General features: G+C 45.2%; 13 protein-coding genes. 9 read left to right on the top strand and 4 right to left on the bottom strand.

Annotation, left to right across the window (positions count from 1 at the left end; all coding sequences use genetic code 11):
- Entirely contained in the window at positions 1-534 is a 534-nt protein-coding gene (gene pilV / locus AC438_RS12960; protein WP_082354153.1) for a type IV pilus modification protein PilV, read from the bottom strand.
- A complete protein-coding gene (locus AC438_RS12955; protein ID WP_274377618.1) occupies positions 528-1,139 on the bottom strand; it encodes a GspH/FimT family pseudopilin in 612 nt (203 codons plus the stop codon). Before AC438_RS12955 ends, pilV begins: the two co-directional genes overlap by 7 nt.
- Positions 1,140-2,224: 1,085 nt before the next feature.
- Here AC438_RS12955 and AC438_RS12950 point away from each other — a divergent pair.
- The 8 genes from AC438_RS12950 to ftsX all read left to right on the top strand — a co-directional run bounded on the left by AC438_RS12950 (position 2,225) and on the right by ftsX (position 12,487).
- Positions 2,225-4,804, top strand: coding sequence for a DUF1592 domain-containing protein (locus AC438_RS12950; protein ID WP_053981687.1), 2,580 nt, complete (start codon positions 2,225-2,227; stop codon positions 4,802-4,804).
- 67 nt (positions 4,805-4,871) lie between these two features.
- Complete coding sequence (locus tag AC438_RS12945) at positions 4,872-6,122, top strand: DUF1552 domain-containing protein (RefSeq protein WP_053981686.1); 1,251 nt, start codon at positions 4,872-4,874, stop codon at positions 6,120-6,122.
- 97 nt (positions 6,123-6,219) lie between these two features.
- A complete protein-coding gene (locus tag AC438_RS12940; protein ID WP_162230742.1) occupies positions 6,220-7,032 on the top strand; it encodes an Lcl C-terminal domain-containing protein in 813 nt (270 codons plus the stop codon).
- 95 nt (positions 7,033-7,127) lie between these two features.
- Positions 7,128-7,580: an Lcl C-terminal domain-containing protein gene (locus AC438_RS12935; RefSeq protein WP_162230741.1), complete on the top strand. Its 453-nt coding sequence runs from the start codon at positions 7,128-7,130 to the stop codon at positions 7,578-7,580.
- 36 nt (positions 7,581-7,616) lie between these two features.
- Entirely contained in the window at positions 7,617-9,077 is a 1,461-nt protein-coding gene (locus tag AC438_RS12930) for a class I SAM-dependent methyltransferase (RefSeq protein WP_053981683.1), read from the top strand.
- 225 nt (positions 9,078-9,302) lie between these two features.
- The gene (ftsY, locus tag AC438_RS12925; RefSeq protein ID WP_082354151.1) at positions 9,303-10,457 is read left to right on the top strand and encodes a signal recognition particle-docking protein FtsY; all 1,155 of its coding nucleotides are present in this window, start codon (positions 9,303-9,305) and stop codon (positions 10,455-10,457) included.
- A 342-nt stretch (positions 10,458-10,799) separates the two neighbouring features.
- On the top strand, positions 10,800-11,468 hold the full coding sequence (ftsE, locus tag AC438_RS12920; protein ID WP_053981682.1) for a cell division ATP-binding protein FtsE: 669 nt from the start codon (positions 10,800-10,802) through the stop codon (positions 11,466-11,468).
- Positions 11,469-11,491: 23 nt separating this feature from the next.
- Positions 11,492-12,487, top strand: coding sequence for a permease-like cell division protein FtsX (gene ftsX, locus AC438_RS12915; RefSeq protein WP_053981699.1), 996 nt, complete (start codon positions 11,492-11,494; stop codon positions 12,485-12,487).
- Positions 12,488-12,573: 86 nt separating this feature from the next.
- Here ftsX and AC438_RS12910 read toward each other — a convergent pair whose 3' ends face one another.
- Complete coding sequence (locus AC438_RS12910; protein WP_053981681.1) at positions 12,574-13,713, bottom strand: hypothetical protein; 1,140 nt, start codon at positions 13,711-13,713, stop codon at positions 12,574-12,576.
- Positions 13,714-14,178: 465 nt separating this feature from the next.
- On the opposite strand from AC438_RS12910, the gene AC438_RS16640 reads away from it, so the two are divergent.
- The gene (locus AC438_RS16640) at positions 14,179-14,421 is read left to right on the top strand and encodes a DUF1289 domain-containing protein (RefSeq protein ID WP_338011127.1); all 243 of its coding nucleotides are present in this window, start codon (positions 14,179-14,181) and stop codon (positions 14,419-14,421) included.
- A gap of 18 nt (positions 14,422-14,439) precedes the next feature.
- Here AC438_RS16640 and AC438_RS12905 read toward each other — a convergent pair whose 3' ends face one another.
- A complete protein-coding gene (locus AC438_RS12905) occupies positions 14,440-17,394 on the bottom strand; it encodes a DEAD/DEAH box helicase (RefSeq protein ID WP_053981680.1) in 2,955 nt (984 codons plus the stop codon).
- Positions 17,395-17,448: the final 54 nt, after the last annotated feature.

The following is a 17,448-nucleotide window of genomic DNA, read 5'->3' as shown; positions in this document are numbered from 1 at the left end:
TCAAATACCTGACTTTAATATATAATTTTGGCGTTTATAATCAGTGGTTGCACTGTGTTCTTCTTCGTTAATTTTTACGATATCAAATTCGATATTAATACTGTAGGTATCGCCGACTAATTCGATAGATGATTGCCCGCCAGGCAAACGCTGGCTAATATTGTTACGCCAGCGCTGGATGTCCCAATCGCGCATTTGTTGAGCATTACAGTTGGTATTGGCTCCTTCACAAGATTTGGCAACCCCTGGATTATTGCCCATAGCAATTTGATAAATTGGCGCTGCAGCACGATTTGCCCGCATGCTTTCTAAAATATCTTGCGCCAAAAAAACAGCCTGTGAATAAGAGTAAGCTTGATGATTAAAACGCATAGCTTGTGTTTGCATACCTAAAATACCGAGCATGCCAACTCCCATGACAAAGAGTGATATCATCATTTCTAAAAGTGTTGCACCACAGGATTTTTTAAGCACAGAAGTATATTGTCTTGTAGTCAGTGGGCTGATTTTTCTCGGAAGATAGTTGCTTAGCATGACAAATTACTCACTGTGGTTTTACCAAAGCCATCATCAAAACGACTCTCATGGATACCGTCGTTATTTTCTAAATCGCGTGTTATCATTGTTCGCCCGCTACGTTCAATAATGACGCCACGCGCATAAATCAAATCTTTTTCGGGTTCGCAAATGGTGACTAATGCACGCTGTTTATTCAGGCTAAAGCCTTGACTATTAAAACTCAGTGCGTTGATAGCTTTTGAATCGCTAATGTCAATCATACTCAATAGATAATTACCGATATTGGAATAACTTAAAATAATCTCTTCAGTATTTTCACGTTGAGCATTTTGAGCAATTGCACTCCCTGCTCCATTATCTAAAAATACAATCCAACCCTGGCTCCAGTTGCCGCCGCAACTATTGCCGTTAGCACTGGCGCATACTGTTGTTACACTATTGCGAGAGGCCGCTTCACTGCGGGCGGTCACAACCGCTGTCGCTATACGATTTTGTAGACTTTCGATATTATTTCGCTTAATAAAACCTTGATAAGAGGGTGTGGCTATCATCATTAAAATAGCTGCGATAAGAATTACAATCATTAATTCAATCATGCTAAAGCCTTGTTGTTGGCTCACCCTCTGTGTGATCGTTTTTGCTGAGAGGTATACTTTGTGTGTTTTCACGACAGGGCTCTTTTTAAGTAGTGATAGCAGGGTGTGACATAACACCCAATAGGTCTGATAATGTTGAGTTGAATAAAAATAAAATATGACAACATCATTCAACGACTCAATAAGGTTATGGCTATGGGTTAAACATTAGCGTATTCGCTTATGGATTGTGACCATTAGTAAGATAAACGGGAGAGGCTAATGATTGATGGAGCTCTTATGCTTAAATAGTTACTATAAATATTTTTTTATAGCATAAGGTTTTTAAAACCATGAATTAAACGGTATTAAATAGCGATAAGTGGTGTTTTATTTTGAAGAGTTTGGGGTTGTCTATTTTTAGGTGCCAATTGTTATATTAAAAGGTTTTTATTGGTGTCGCTTTTTATAACTGTATTAGGTGTCTCATTAAAGCCGGCGGAGCCCCCCCAAAGCTGTATTTGTAAGCCCTCAAGTAGACTCGTAATAATAAACAGTAGAGGCTGTTTGATAGCGCTTATGATAAAGAAGGTGCTAGCCAATCCTCTGTACTCATGTATTGATATAGAGCAAAATCAAGATATATGTTGGTGGGTTGTTATTGCCTTTATATGGAAAAGGTGTGGAGAGCGATAAGATATGACCCATATGCGATGGCAATGATGCACTTATTCTATGCTCACTACCTAGCTCACTTACGTTCAACATGATAATGAGCTGTGTACAGCGTGTTTCGAAGTTCAAAGGTGAAGAGAGGCTGGCGATATTGATCAGTTGTTGAAGATTTAGTGGGAGATTGACCTGAGGTTCTGTCGTTTATACGGGTATTAATTGTGTTTATGTTCGCATTTTCGAAACTCACCACCCGTTTATTAACTAAATCAGGCTATATGTCGTATCGCACATAACTAAGACACTCTATGATTGGTACTGATATTTGATATATACGACTATAGATCTGAGACGCTCACTGACGATGGCTTTTGTGTAGGTATTTAATATAGTACCTCATATAGTACCTTGCTGGATCGGTACAGCAATCAGGTTCAATTTTTTAAGAGGAAGCAACAATGCGCAAAATTGTGCCATTAGCACTCGTGTCAGCTGTGTTAGCAGCGTGTTCGGGAACCGATGAAGAAGGGAGCTCTTCTAGCGTGGATGTTATTGCATCTTCCAGTATTGCTAGCGTATCCAGTGTGCCTATTAGTAGTACACCTGTTAGTAGTACGCCAGCCCCTGTGAGTAGTAGCTCGCAAGTTACGACTTCCAGTACACCGGTCTCAAGCACCCCTGTATCCAGTATGCCCACCTCAAGCGCGAGTAACAGCAGCGTACCGCCTGTGGGTGGTTCAACACCGCTTTATGCCAGCTTTGCGGCAGATGCGTTAAAAGGGGCTGACCTTTTTAGTGCGCACAATTGCAATGCCTGTCATGGGACAAGCAATAACGAAGACGGTGCGATCAATCCGCTTAACGTCAACAAATACACTTCGCAGTCGCTCTTTGCCAAGGTGCATGAAGAAATGCCCTTACAAATTGCAGAGCCAACAACATGTGTTGATCAGTGTGCTGCTGATATTACCGCTTACCTAGAAACATGGCGTCCGGCGACAGTGACGTGTAGCAACCCCGATACCATAGGGTATACCCCGCGTCGCTTACGCCTATTAACCGTTGATGAGTATCAAAATTCACTCGAAGATTTACTAGGTTTAGATACTAACTACACCGATAAAATTGTAGGTGATGGTAAAAAAGGTAAATTCCCGAATAATGCGACAACTGTTGTTGGTGAAAACCGTGCCAATAAATACTGGGCAGCCGCCGAAAGCATTGCTGCTTGGGCTGTTGAGAATGACAAACCCTTTAGCTGTAACGGTGGTTGTGCTGATAAATTTATTGATGAATTTGCACCCATGATGTATCGCCGCCCCTTAACGGATGCGGAGCGCGCTATTTATGAAAAAATATTCGATAACGCAACAGGCTCCGACGGTTTACAGTTTTCGCTAGTTACAGCATTAAACTCGCCACAGTTTTTATACCGCTCTGAGCTTGGTCATAAAGTTTCAGAGGTGCTTGCGACAGAGCCGGTGCCTTATTATCGCCCTGCTCCGCCGTTAACGCAGTGGAATATTGGTACGCCAGATGCCGATGGTTTTACAGAAATCAGGTACTATGCCGGCTCTCAAACCACCTATAACTGGACTGGAAATGATATTGTAGCTTTTACAGTAAAAGCCACTAAAGGTGCCAACGGTGAGTTGCCCACTCAAGTTAAATTTACGATTGGTGGCAAAGAGTTTGAAGAGGAGATTACTACGGATAAACCCAAAACATACCGCTATAAGTTGGAAGGTTTAAGCTCGAATGCCAGTAAGAATGTCCAGATTAATAATCAGCTACCTAACAACTCAAAGTTTTATGTCAGCGGCTTTACCTTTGGTAAATTAGAGCTTTATACGCCAGCACGTGGCGATGAAGAAAAAATGAAAAAAGCTGACCCCGATAGCTATGTACTCGATCCTTATGAGTACGCGACGTTATTGGCCTACACGTTGACGGGTTCTACGCCCGATAAAGCGTTGTTTGATGCGGCCAACAACGATGGTTTGCATTACGAGGCGCAAATTCGTGCACAAGTTGAGCGTTTACTCGATAGCCCAAGGGGTCGTGAGCGCATGGGGGCTTTTGCGGGTTACTGGTTTGAAACCGACAAAGTGACAGACTCAGGGGCTAATCGTGATGCCACCGAGTTTCCTAACTACACGATGGCTGTACGCGAGTCGATGGCTGAAGAGGTGCGTGAGCTATTCCGTGAGATCTTCTATAACAATCGTGAATTCAACAGCTTATACAGCGGTGATTTTACCGTGCTCAATAAAACCTTGGCCGATTACTACGGTGTGGTTTCGGGCAGTACGGGCGCTGATGATTGGCAAGTGGTTGATAGCCTAGAGAAACGCGGTGGTATTTTAACTACCGGCGCCTTTATGACGGTTAACGCGCACCCAGACAAAACTGCACCCATTATCCGTGCGGTACGTATGCGCGAGCAAATGCTCTGTCAGCATATTGCACCCCCACCGCTACTAGTGGCCGATCGTGATGCGTTATTGGCATTAGCGGATGAAGAATATAAAAAAGGTATTGCCACTACGCGTCGTTACTATGAAGTCATTACTGACAGCCCTGCGTGTGCTGGTTGTCACGAATATCAAATTAACCCACTCTTTGGTACCGAAGATTTTGACCAAGTGGGCCAATGGCGTGATACCCAAAAAGGGAGCACGGGTATGGACTTAGATATCGATAATACAGGCACCTTATACGGCGCAACAACGGTGACCGATAACTCGGGCGCTATTGAATTTAATGGTGCTAAAGGTTTATCTAAAGTGATTGCCCAGTTACCCGGTGTTGAAGAGTGTTTAATGGATAAAACCTTCCGTTTTGTGGCGGGTATGCCCATTAAAGAAACCTCTGTTGATGCCAACTTTGAATCTTCTTTAACTGCACAGCAGCGCACAGATTTTAAATGTGTAGAAGATAAAGCCACGACAGCTTATAACGCTGCGAGCAAAAACCCTCGCGCTGTCATGACCGAAATGGTTATGCAAGACTTGCTACGCTATCGTAAAGCGCAATAACACGCGGCCAACTGCTGGCTAGCCAGCAGTTGTCTAGGCTCAAAGAATAAAATAAAGGTAAATAGGAATGACTACTGAAGATCGTAAATTCAACAGACAGCGCCGCAAATTCCTTGATATGGTCTCTAAAGCAGGCATATCATCGGCGTTATGGCGCGCAAGCCCCTTTGTAGGCGGCGCTATGGTGAACCGTTTTGCAGAGGCTGCAGGCGAAACCCCTAAGCGCTTTTTAACGTTTAACCACCCTGCAGGTGCACCGCAAGGCTCTTGGATGCCAAGCAGCATTAGCAGTATGAACCAATCAAGCGCACCTTATTCAGAGGTGGCAGCTTATTGCAACTTCCATCTGGTTAACGTTATTGGTGGCGGCCATGGGTCTTCGCATGCGGCGATGAATATTGGCTCGGGCGATAGCTTTGATGTTCAGTTATCGCGTATTTTAAGTGCTAACACACCTTATTCAGCGCTTAACTTAGGTGTGCGCGTGCCTAAATCAAAAGGGGATGTTATGGGGCGTCGTAATGGTGACCCCATTATTCCGGAGAGCAACGCAACCACAGCTTACGACACCTACTTTGGTGGACCACCTCCCGGTGGTGCTGCAGAAGCTTTATTCAAACAGCAAGCCTCGGCACTCGATGCCAATAAAGCTGCGCTTGATGAATTAAAGAAAAAGCTCGGCAGTGAAGAAAAAGCCCGTCTTGATGAGCATTTTGCTGCATTGGATCGTATTCGTAAGCGCTTAGATGATGCCTCTAAATTTGTCCCCCCTATGGGTTGTGCTGACCCTGCCATTGCCTCGCTCAATGCGATGGATGAAGGCGGCGGTGTACAAACAGAAATTAAAATTATGGCTGAGATTGCCATTACCGCCATGCGCTGCGGGTTGAGTAACGTAGCGACAATTCAGTTAGATGATAGCCAGAGCGAATGGCGTTATGCAGGCCCCACGTTCAGTGAAGGCCACCATCAAACGTGTCATGGTCGTGGCCGTGATGATTTGATTACCATTACCAAGTACGTGCATACCGGTGTGGCGCACATTGTAAAAACATTGATTGATACGCCAGATCCTGCCGGCGGCAATATGATCGACAATACTGTGTTTTTACAAACGACCGACCAAGACGGTATTTCGCATACCACAGGCGGCTGCCCCAACTTAATGGCGACTAACATGGCTGGTTTCCCTAAAGGGCGCGTAGGCGGCGGTGGGAGTAACCGTGATCTAATGATGGATATTGCTGAAGGGCTAGGCGTTAAAGGTCAAATTGCCTCTAGTACGACCGATATTGAGAAAAACGCCAATATTGCTTAGCGTATAAATTAGGCGTATTAGATGGCCTATCTCATAAAAGGCTCGTACAGTAATGTATGGGCTTTTTTTTGGTCTTTTTGGAGGGTTGTTGAGCGTAATGTCTATAAATCTAAAACAGTGTTTTATGAGGGTGACGTTATTACTCGCCGCTATTGGTGTTAGTGGTTGTAAGGGAGCGGCTGTGGAGCCTCCGGTGGCTAAGTTGCTGGCCAAGCCGCTGAACGATACAGGCACCACTTTTTGCCGTGACTCAAGCGGACTAGAAGAGGATTGTTTTGTGGCAAGTGCTCAAGATGGTAACCAAGGGCGCGATGCACAAGTGGGTTTAGTGAAAACCGGTGGCGGGCAAGCGGGTTTTGATTGGAGTAAAATCGCCACCGATGGCAGCACATTGGCCCAGCAGTCATTGGCGTGGCAAGCGGCAGGGTCTGAGGCGGCCAATACGCAGTGGCGCTGCGTGCAAGACCACCACACCGGGCTTTTGTGGGAGGTGAAGTCCGATGTCCCTACAGCGGTTAACTTTCGTGATTTACGCTATACCTGGTTTGACCCAGATACGACCCGTAACGGCGGTAATGAAGGCCTTGCCAGCACTGATGATTGCAATGGTATCGCGTGTAATACCGCAGCCTACATTGCAGCGGCCAATACGCAAGCGCTGTGCGGTACTCAGCAATGGCGTTTACCCAGTGTTAATGAGCTTTTAAGTATTGCTGTGAGCGCTAACTTAGATTACGCCATTGATACCGATTACTTCCCCAATGCTAAAAATGACCAGTATTGGAGCTACCAAAGTTACGCCCCTAACCGCGCTAACGCGTGGTATGTGTACTTTAGTGATGGCGGGAATGGCACGGCGCTCAAAACATTAGATACCTATACGCGCTTGGTGAGCGGGGGGCAACAGTAATGTTCATTCAATTGAAAAGATGTCAGCGCTCACTATCTATAACCTCCCTTTTTTGTGGGGCTTTTTTATTCGCTAGTGTGAGTCATGCGGCGTGTGTGAATGGCCTACGCCAAGAAACACCTACTAGCCGTTTTACATTGCAAGCCGATGTCGTCACCGATACCCACACCGGGCTAATGTGGCAACGCTGTGCACTGGGGCAGCAATGGCAAACCGAGAAAAGCCGTTGCAATTTAAACCTTGAGCAACAGCGCTTATTTACATGGCCGCAAGCACTAGAGGCATCAAAGGCCAGCCCGTTGGGCGGCTATAGTGATTGGCGCTTACCCAATAAAAACGAACTAGCCTCAATTGTAGAGCGTGCTTGTACCGGGCCTGCCATTAACGAGACTGTGTTTCCGAGTACAACAGCGGCCGAATTTTGGACCAGTACACCCGGGCGTCGCGAAGGCGGTTACGCTTGGCGGATTAATTTTAAAACGGGCGATATTCTTAATATTCAAACCGATCAAACCTATAGCGTGCGCCTTGTACGCGATGCGCAATAAATCCTTGTATTCAGCCATACGTTGCTAAGGGTACCCATGCACCACACTGCCAAATGTCACACGCCCCCCTCCCATTTGCTGGCTTGCCCCAAATGCCAAGCCGATACACATAGTGGGTTTGAGCCCGAACAGCAAAGGTGCCAAAACTGTAGTGAACACTATTTTGATTTAGCTGGTATGCCATGCTGGTTTGATACGGGTATAGGGCAACAAGCTGTATGGCAAAACTTGTATGCCAACATGCTTGAGCGCGGCGAAACCAACCTAGTTCAAAGCCAAGCATTATTAAATGACAAAACACAGTTAGCCAGTACACAAGCGCGCTTGCAGCAACTTTGTGAGGGCAATCAAGCCTTATTAGGCGCGCTAAATACATTATTGGCCGATGCTGGCTTAAGCGCGATAAAACATGCCGAGTACGCTGATCATGACGCGAGCCATATGTTGCAATACTACGAGCTGCTATTGCGTGATTGGGCATGGCCGGCGACTGAGGCGTTGGATGCCGATAGCGGGACTAATCACGTTATTGGTCGCAATACGGTGGACGAAAATAGAGCGGAGCTAAACCGTATTGCCGTTGCACTCAAGGCAACGGGCAAAGATTTGGGTGATACATGGGTGATAGGAGCAGGTGCTGGGCGTTTAAGTGTTGATATGCATATGCAGTTAGGCGCCAGTCATACAATCGCCTTAGATGCTAATTTACTCTTAATAACTGCTGCTCACCGCTTGGTAACACAAAATATTGCATGGCAGCTACCCGAGCTTAATTCCCAGCCTCAGCATGGGTTTGCCACTCACCATGTGTGGTCATTGCCTTACAGGCCTTGGCCCGATTACACGACACCGCGCGAACACTTACAGCATTGGTATGCCATGGCGGGTAACGCGTGGCAGCCACCGCTTAAACCTGGCTGTTTTGATAGCGTGGTGACCCCTTGGTTTATGGATGTTAATGGCCGTGAACCTGCGGCATTAATTGCCCAAGTACAAAAGTACTTAAAGCCCGGTGGCCTTTGGTTGAATACTGGGCCACTGCTGTACAGTGCCAGCCTTAACGATGCACAAAAGCTCAGCCATGATGAGATTATCGAGTTACTGGTGTTAGCGGGTTTTGAGGTGGTTTACCAAAATATTGAAACCAGTGCTTACCTCAATAGCCCTCTTAATGCACAAACACGCACTGAGCAAATTTGGACATTCGCCGCTGTTGCGCCTTTGGCTAACGCTACTCATCCCGTGCAAACACATCTCTTACCAACACACCCTCTACCTACACAGCCACCGGCGTGGGTGCTTTTACCACACTTACCTATCCCGATAAATATCACGTTTAACACACAAGGCAACGCGGTGCTTGAGCAGCTGGCGGCAAAAGTTGATGGGGTGAATAGCCTTAATAGCATTGCCGAGGTGATGCGCGCTAATCTTGGCCCAGAAAAAGATGCATTAGAGATCGTCCGCAATGCCTTTGTTGAATATTTACTGGGCTAACGGCACAGGCGGGGTATAAGAGCGGCGCAATGCCAATGGCGTGTACGGAGCACCACAATTAACACAGTGATTGCGTGCGTCTCGATTATTCATCGCTGGAGCAAACAACCTACAAAATGGTACGATTACGTCTAAATTTTGTACGCCGCTTATATAGACAGCTATAGCCTGTGCGGCTACCTTTCCCTTCTATTTGTAAACGCCAACGGCGACAGTTAATAGCCCATGTTTTTTAAACGCGATAAAACCCAAAATTCTGCTCCAAAAAAACCCGAAACTCCCGCAAAAAGTGAAGTAAAAGCCGAGAAAAAAGGCTTTATGGGCTTATTTAGCCGCGATAGTCAGAGTATTGAGTCAGACTCTGATGCGGCATCAAGCAATGCGCAGCCAGTAAAAATTGAAGCGCCAGCGGTGCATACGGCCGAGACCCGAGAAAAACCCAAGTCACAAAGCTGGTTTGCGCGGATTAAAAACGGCCTAGCTCGTACCAGTCATCAATTTGCAGAAGGCTTTGGCAATTTGCTATTGGGCAAAAAAGCCATTGATGACGAGTTGCTCGAAGAGCTAGAAACACAGCTTTTAATGGCTGACGTGGGTATTGAAGCAACCACTGATATTATTGATGCATTAACCGCTGAAGTAGAGCGTAAGCAATTAGCCGACTCCGATGCCCTGTATGCGGCGCTGCAAACTAAGTTACTCGATATTATTACCCCTGCCGAGCAGCCACTGGTGATTGATAGCACTAAGCAGCCCTATGTGATTTTAGTGGTAGGCGTAAACGGTGTGGGTAAAACAACGACGATTGGCAAGCTGGCTTATCAGCTGCGCCAAGAAGGGAAAAGTGTGATGCTAGCGGCCGGTGATACCTTCCGTGCTGCGGCGGTAGAGCAGCTACAAGTGTGGGGCGAGCGCAATGATATCCATGTGGTGGCGCAGCACACCGGCGCCGACAGCGCGAGTGTTATTTATGATGCTATTGCCTCGGCAAAATCTAAGCAACTCGATGTCGTGATCTGTGATACCGCCGGGCGCTTGCATAACAAAAGTCACTTGATGGAAGAGCTTGCTAAAGTGAAGCGCGTGATGGGCAAAGTCGATAATACCGCGCCACACGAGGTGCTCTTGGTGCTCGATGCGGGTACCGGCCAAAATGCCGTGAATCAAGCAGAGCACTTTCAGACAGTGGCAGGCGTGACAGGTTTAGCGTTAACTAAGCTCGACGGTACGGCTAAAGGTGGTGTTATTTTTGCGCTGAGCCAAAAATTGGGTTTGCCCATTCGCTTGATTGGTGTTGGTGAGGGTATAGAAGACCTTCAGCCCTTTAGAGCTAAAGCTTTTGTTAATGCATTGTTTAGAAAAGACGGGGACGATGAGTAAGAACTCGCTTAGAGTGTTTGTATACTCTAGCGGCTCTCATGCGTCGTTTAGCCTTGAATCGCCCACCTTTTAAGTTCTGGTCGTTATGTTTAACGTGTGTGTAAAACACTTAAGGGTGGGCGCCGTCGCGTTGTTGTGGTGGTGTGCGGGTGCATCTGTGTTTTGGCCACTATATACCGGCAGGTATTAATACAAAATCACGCTCTATTCCTCATCGACTCCTACCTTATTTGGCGAAAGCGCCTTAGCGCGCTACAGTAAGCATCATTTACTTGGCTGTCGTATGACGATTATGCCTAATTAAGCCTGCAAAACCCTATTGACAAAGGAATATCGCTGGTAATGATCGAATTTCATGATGTGTGTAAACGCTATGCCACAGGGCAAGAAGCGTTAAATAAAGTCAGTTTTAGCGTAGAAGAGCGAGAGATTGTATTTTTAACGGGCCACTCAGGTGCAGGCAAAAGCACCCTAATGAAGCTTATTATGTTGATGGAAAAGCCCACCAGTGGTGAAGTCATGATTGCAGGGCGCAATTTAGGCCGTTTGGGCTCTAGCCATGTGCCCTATCACCGTCGCCAAGTGGGTGCTGTTTTTCAAAATCATCAATTATTGTTTGATCGCTCGGTTTTTGAAAACGTTGCACTGCCTTTACAAATTTGCGGTATACATCACCGTGATGTAGCGCGTCGTGTACGTGCAGCGCTCGATAAAGTGGGCCTATTGAGCAAAGAAAATGCTTTACCTATTTCGCTCTCGGGCGGGGAGCAGCAGCGTGTCGGTATTGCCCGTGCCGTAGTGAATAAGCCGCCTGTTTTACTTGCCGATGAACCCACTGGTAATCTTGATCCCGAGTTGAGCGCCGAGATTATGGAGCTATTTCGCCAATTTAGTGAGGTGGGCGTCACGGTAATGATTGCAAGTCATGATATTGAGCTGATTAAACGCATGAACCGGCGCGTACTGACTCTTGAAGGCGGTCAATTAACGCATGATGGAGCAATGTGGTGAGTAAAAAAACGCAAGGCGCAAAAATGAGCCCAGCCAAAAACGCGTCCAAAGACTTGGCTAATCAACGCGGTGCAGTGCAAAGCCAAACGCCTTTTGGGCAAAAGTTTAAAAGCTGGCGTCAGCACCATCGTATATCTGCCGTGAGCAGCTTACTGCGCTTACTGGGTATGCCGCTGCAAACGATTATGACAAGCTTAGTGGTGGCGATTGCGTTGGCGCTACCGACGACCCTTTTTATCGCGATCAATAATGTGCAAAGCTTGGGCGATAGCTGGGATGCAAGCCCTAAAATCTCGGTATATTTACATACGCGTGCCCGTGAAGCGGCGATTGAGGGCTTTCAAAAAGAGCTGAGTGATCGTGCTGATGTGAAAAGTGTGGAGTATATATCGCCTAAAGAAGCCCTCGCGAGCTTTCAAACAATGGCGGGCTTTGGCAATGCCTTAGATTTACTCGAGCAAAATCCTCTACCGCCAACACTGGTCGTGACCCCATCTGCGCAAGCCGCCACACCTGCAGGTTTGGCGGCCTTAGGTCAAAGTATGTCTAAAAGTGCTTTAGTTGAATCGGTGGATATGGATATGGATTGGGTGCGTCGTTTACGAGAAATTATGGTGCTTGGCAAAAAAATAGTCACTATTCTTGCCAGTCTTTTAGGTTTGGGGGTGTTGCTCGCGCTGGGTAATAGTATTCGTTTAGCTATCGAAAGCCGCCGCGACGAAATTGTGATTGTGAAGCTTGTCGGTGGTACGAATGGTTTTGTACGCCGGCCCTTTTTGTACACGGGTGCATGGTATGGCTTTTTTGGTGGCGCTTTGGCGGTGCTGCTGGTCGAGCTTGGTCACCAATCGCTGGCTGAGTCGGTCGCAAGCTTAGCCGCCGCTTATCAAAGCAGCTTTGCGCTCGCAGGCTTAAGTTTATTCGATAATTTATCGTTGTTAGCAGTCAGTACTTTTTTAGGTTTGTTTTCGGCGTGGTTAGCCGTGGGTAAACACCTAAACGAGATTGAACCAACGTAGTACCAGCTAATTGACTTATTGGCATAAAAAAACCGAGCCTTTTAAGCTCGGTTTTTATTTATTCAGTGTTCTCTTTAGTCGGCGATTTATAGAATAAAATCTAAGCCGACAGTCACCGTGTCAGAGTTACCGTGATAGGCCCAGCCTGTTGCGGCATTGCCTTCATCTTCAAAATGATCATACTGCAATTTGAGTGATGCGTTGGGTAGTACGTTATAACGCAACCCATAACCCATAATATAATGCTCTTCTAAGTCTTTGGTAATTTGTAATTTGCCCTGTTCTTGATTTGCTTTTGAGTAAACAATATACGGCTGATAATCACCAATGTTGTACACGAGCGAGACTAAATAAGTAGGAAATTTTGTTTCTACAGCGTCTTTGTATTGCGCGACGTTCCAGTCAAAAAGGACGGTTAAATTTTGAATATCTACTTTACCGCCTACCCCCATAAAGCTTTGCGTAAAAGGTGTGCCGTCTGTAATACTGCCATCTTGTTCAATGGTTTCACGGCCTCGATTATTTTGAAAGTACACAAATCTAAGGTCAAAATTGTCACCCGATATATTCCAGTTAAGGCCAGCAATTTTTGTCCAAAATTCATTAATGGCTTGAGCTGAGCCGCCATACAGTTTATTGTAATATAGTAGCTCTACATTATCGTTAGAGTATTCATTGCCATAAAAAAAGGTAAGGGTATTATCATACTTACCTAATTCAAAATCGTACATGGCATGTAAGCCGTTAAATTGAGTGACCTGCCACCAGTACAAGTTTGAAGGTGGACGCATCCAGGGATAAGCAAACCCTACTTCTGAATATTCCGAGTAGTAATACATGGGAATATTTCTTCTACCCGCCATAAACGTTAAGCTATCGTTGGCGGTGTAAGTTAAATAGTACCAGTCAAATTCTGGCTGAAATTTATCTACTGCTTTAGCGACTAGTTGCCCAGTAATTTTGAGCTGATCACTCAGTTTAACCACTGTTTGTAGTGCAAAAATAGATTCTGCATTAAATGTAAAGTCATTGTTGTACTGGCCTACATCATAAAAATCAGCGGTAAGTATTTCATCGCGCTTTTGACCCGGTTGCAACGGATCATCTACCTGGCCTAATGTTCTTCCCCCTATAATAGAGCCATAGCCGGTAAACTTAATATCAGAAATCGCAGGTAGAGAAAACAACATCAAAAGTGACATTAAACTAACAATAAATAATCTCATTATATTGCCCTTATATTTTAGTGATTGAATACATGGCCAGATGCACATCAATACATCAATAGTCATCTAATGAATTGCAGACCGCCTGAAAAAAACATTAGAACTCCTTATTAAAAAATAGCTTATATGTTTTTGTTATATAAATTTCTAATGATGTAAAAATTTATCAACTGTAAATGTCTTATCAATGATGAACTCATGATTATCGATTATTTGTAGACATCAAATAGCGTCATTTCCATTAAAGATACTAGCAGTCAATGTAAATATTGCTAAAGAGATTATAGGTTTAATAGTAAAAGAGATTATAGGTTTAATAGTAGATGAGGCGGCTTACGCGCTTTGTTATTCAATATGGATGACAGCTTGCTGTCTATGCGTTTAGAGGGTTGAAGGCTGATAGTAAAGATAGCACGATATTATTTCGGGTATTTTTACGAATAAATAAGTGCCAAATACGTTACTATGATGGCGGTTAGCGCAATTTTGCAAATTTTAACGCCACAGATAAGGCCCATTGGTATGCTAACGACATCCAGTGTCATTCTTTCACCTTGTATCAAAAGCTGTAACCTTGACGCAAACGATGTGTGCTCTGGTTGCCATCGTACCCTTGAAGAGATCAAATGCTGGTCTCAAGCGGAGGAGGCAGTAAAAATGGAAATTATTCAGCGTTGTCTACGTCGGCAGTTAGCACGTGACGGCTGAATAATCACTATTGAGGGTTTAGCATGCAGCGTCCTCGTCGATCCAAAGGCTCAGTAGCTCTTCTAGCTTCATTGAAAAATTAGCGCCTGTTTGCTGTGCTTGCTGATTGATGGTTTGGCCAAGCTCGGCTTTGCGCGCTTGTAGTGCCGCTATTTTTTCTTCAATGGTATCTTTGGCGATCAGTTTATACACAAAGACGGCATTTTTTTGTCCGATGCGGTGTGCGCGATCGGTCGCCTGTTGCTGTGCTGCGCTATTCCACCAAGGGTCATAGTGAATCACTGTATCGGCGCGGGTTAAGTTTAAACCTACACCTCCGGCTTTCAGGCTGATTAAAAAAACAGGAAAGGCCCCAGCTTGAAACTGCTCAACGAGTGCTTGGCGGTTTTGGGTTTTGCCGGTTAACAAGCCATAGCTGATTCCAGCAGCTTTTAAGTCTGAGGCTAAAATATCGAGCATGCTGGTAAATTGAGAAAAAATTAACAGAGCGCGGCCCTCTGTGGCCAACTCAGTTGCCATGTGTATGCAGTGCTGGCGCTTAGCGCTAGGAGTACTTTTTTCGCCAAGTAAGGCTGGGTCACAACACGCTTGGCGTAATTTAAGTAAAGCGCTAAGTACAAATAATTGTTGCTCTCCCGGATTTTCGGTGCCTTCTAAGCTTTGTTGTAGTGCTTGCCAAGTATCATTTTTAATGCTTTCGTAAAAACTGTATTGCGCTTCACCAAGATCAATTGTTTGTAGGATTTCTGTTTTTTCGGGTAAATCTTTAGTCACTATTGATTTAGTGCGACGCAGTATAAAAGGCTCTATACGCTTGAGCAATTGGGCTAATTTTTTGTGATTGCCCTCTTGCTCAATCGGTTTTTGAAAATGAAATTTAAAATCATTGAGGCTGCCTAAGCATAAAGGCATTAAAAAATTCATCAAGGCCCATAGCTCTTGCAGGTTGTTCTCTACTGGGGTACCCGATAAACAGAGTTTATGCTCGGCCTGTACATTTTTAATGGCGATATGTATTTTAGTGCGTGGGTTTTTAATATTTTGGGCTTCATCAAGTACGAGCCAGCTAAACAGCGCACTCTCAAAATAATCACTATCATTAATAATGAGTTGATAGCTAGTTAAAATAATATGCGGGGTATTATTAGCCTCAATACTTTTGCTTAACTTAGCTCGGCGTTGGTTGCCGTGATAAATAAGCACCTTTAGGTGCGGTGCAAATTTATGGCATTCGTTAAGCCAGTTATGGAGCAAGCTGGTGGGTACCACAACGAGTGCTGGTTGAGCTTGTGGGTTTTTAGCACGCTCTAAGCTGAGGTGGCTAATAGTTTGTATTGTTTTACCTAGGCCCATATCATCGGCTAATAAGCCGTTAACGCCACACTCTTTAAGGTGCTGGATCCAGTTTACGCCTAGCCATTGGTAGGGTCTGAGTGCCGCATTCACGCGACAATCGGCTTGTTGTATAACTTTGGGCGCTTGCTGTAATAATTGGCTGTGCTCGAGTATTTGCGTGTCTCCTTGCCACGTACTGTGTTTGGGTAAACTGGCGGCAAGTTGAGCCACCCTTGAGGCTTGATTGGGGTTAAAGGTTAAATTTGTACGGCCTGCAAACATGACATCACCAAACTCTTCGGTCAGTTTAGTGACATGTGCCGCAGGCATTAAAAGAAGACGTCCATCTTCAAGAACTAGAGTAATATCACCATGTTGCAGGCCTAAATTGTACTGATGAATTTGATCGAGTAAGGTCAGTAAATTAATTTTAGTGGGTTTATCTTTCTGTGTATTTGCCAACTCTAAAAATAAATCAACCTGAATACTGCCATCACTTTTTTGTTTAAGTTCACTTAAAAAATGATCGGCTTGAATAAAATGTTTGGTGAAATTGTGGTTGATCCTAAAAAAAAAGCCCTCTTTTTCAAGCTTTAATTTTTCATGAATAAAAAATGTCTGCCAGAGGGTATCTTGTGTTTGACTGTAGGTATTGGTGGTTTTGTTATATGTAAAGGGTTTAATGGCTTTTTTGAAGCGTGCGCTAAAAGGCGCTTCAAGCGCGAGGTTACGATTAATATGGTAGAGCACATCATTAAAAATAATGCTGTGTCTTTGCTCGGTTGTATCGGCATTAAACCAGGTACAATAATGCTCGGTGATATACACGAACTCTAAGGCTAGTGTATCTAACCCTTGATGTTGTGTGCAGCGAACAGCGCCACGTACTTGCGCGGTTAAAGGCTGTGACGGGACAGCAGTAGGCAGTGGAATATTCAATGCGCTAAAGGGTTGTTGGTAACGCATTAAAAAATCGGGAATGTCAGCGGGACTTAAAGTGTAGTTGTGAGGTGTTAATGCTTGCTGTAAGAGTGCTACTTGTGCGGGGCTGAGGGCTTGGTTATTAATACAAAACGTATGAATAACCAAGGTCAGCTCTGTTGTGTTATGTGCAATCAGACTGACAGCCGCTAGCGCATCACCCGTCGTGAATAAAGATTGTTTTGCAGAGCTTTGGGCGGCGAGTTGCTGCTGCCCATTACTGAGTGATTGCCAGAAGAGTATATTTTGATGTGTTGCACTAAGCCCAACTTTTTGTGGTGAGCCATTAAGAGGCTGAAAGATGACGCGCTCAGTATTGAGTAGGGCGTGGATAAACTCGGTATCGATGACTGGCCAGCCATGACTGAGCGGTGTGCTGAGTAAATAGCGCAATACTGCTTTATCGGTATCGTGAATAAAAGGTGGCGGCAGTGTCAGGTGGCTTGTTTGTGGGCTATAGGGCTTGGCTTCGGGACTATTGGGTCGAAGACCTACCTTTAATTGTAATTGTAGTATGGGCCGCTGTTGTGCGGTGGTCGGCAGCGTATTGTGCTCAAGGCTCAGCTGGTAAAATAGCTTAAGAGGTTGCTCGGTTTGGGATGGAGCTTGGGATTGGACTTGGGATTGTTGCACGCGCAGTGCGGCCAAAAAACTCATGGGCTACAGGCTCAAACAAAAAAAGGCCTATAATTATACAGGCCTTTGAGCGAT

Origin of the sequence: Marinagarivorans algicola (assembly GCF_001292705.1) — a bacterium.
Taxonomy (GTDB): Bacteria; Pseudomonadota; Gammaproteobacteria; order Pseudomonadales; family Cellvibrionaceae; genus Marinagarivorans; species Marinagarivorans algicola.
The sequence above is the reverse complement of the archived record's forward strand: the minus strand, read 5'-3'. Positions and strand labels throughout refer to the sequence as shown.

What these genes read in the sequence shown, in the direction of transcription:
- pilV (WP_082354153.1), bottom strand. Translation starts at nt 534, where the DNA reads ATGCTAAGCAACTATCTTCCGAGAAAAATCAGCCCACTGACTACAAGA.
- AC438_RS12950 (WP_053981687.1), top strand. Translation starts at nt 2,225, where the DNA reads ATGCGCAAAATTGTGCCATTAGCACTCGTGTCAGCTGTGTTAGCAGCG.
- AC438_RS12945 (WP_053981686.1), top strand. Translation starts at nt 4,872, where the DNA reads ATGACTACTGAAGATCGTAAATTCAACAGACAGCGCCGCAAATTCCTT.
- AC438_RS12940 (WP_162230742.1), top strand. Translation starts at nt 6,220, where the DNA reads ATGTCTATAAATCTAAAACAGTGTTTTATGAGGGTGACGTTATTACTC.
- AC438_RS12930 (WP_053981683.1), top strand. Translation starts at nt 7,617, where the DNA reads ATGCACCACACTGCCAAATGTCACACGCCCCCCTCCCATTTGCTGGCT.
- ftsY (WP_082354151.1), top strand. Translation starts at nt 9,303, where the DNA reads ATGTTTTTTAAACGCGATAAAACCCAAAATTCTGCTCCAAAAAAACCC.
- ftsE (WP_053981682.1), top strand. Translation starts at nt 10,800, where the DNA reads ATGATCGAATTTCATGATGTGTGTAAACGCTATGCCACAGGGCAAGAA.
- ftsX (WP_053981699.1), top strand. Translation starts at nt 11,492, where the DNA reads ATGAGCCCAGCCAAAAACGCGTCCAAAGACTTGGCTAATCAACGCGGT.
- AC438_RS12910 (WP_053981681.1), bottom strand. Translation starts at nt 13,713, where the DNA reads ATGAGATTATTTATTGTTAGTTTAATGTCACTTTTGATGTTGTTTTCT.
- AC438_RS16640 (WP_338011127.1), top strand. Translation starts at nt 14,179, where the DNA reads ATGATGGCGGTTAGCGCAATTTTGCAAATTTTAACGCCACAGATAAGG.
- AC438_RS12905 (WP_053981680.1), bottom strand. Translation starts at nt 17,394, where the DNA reads ATGAGTTTTTTGGCCGCACTGCGCGTGCAACAATCCCAAGTCCAATCC.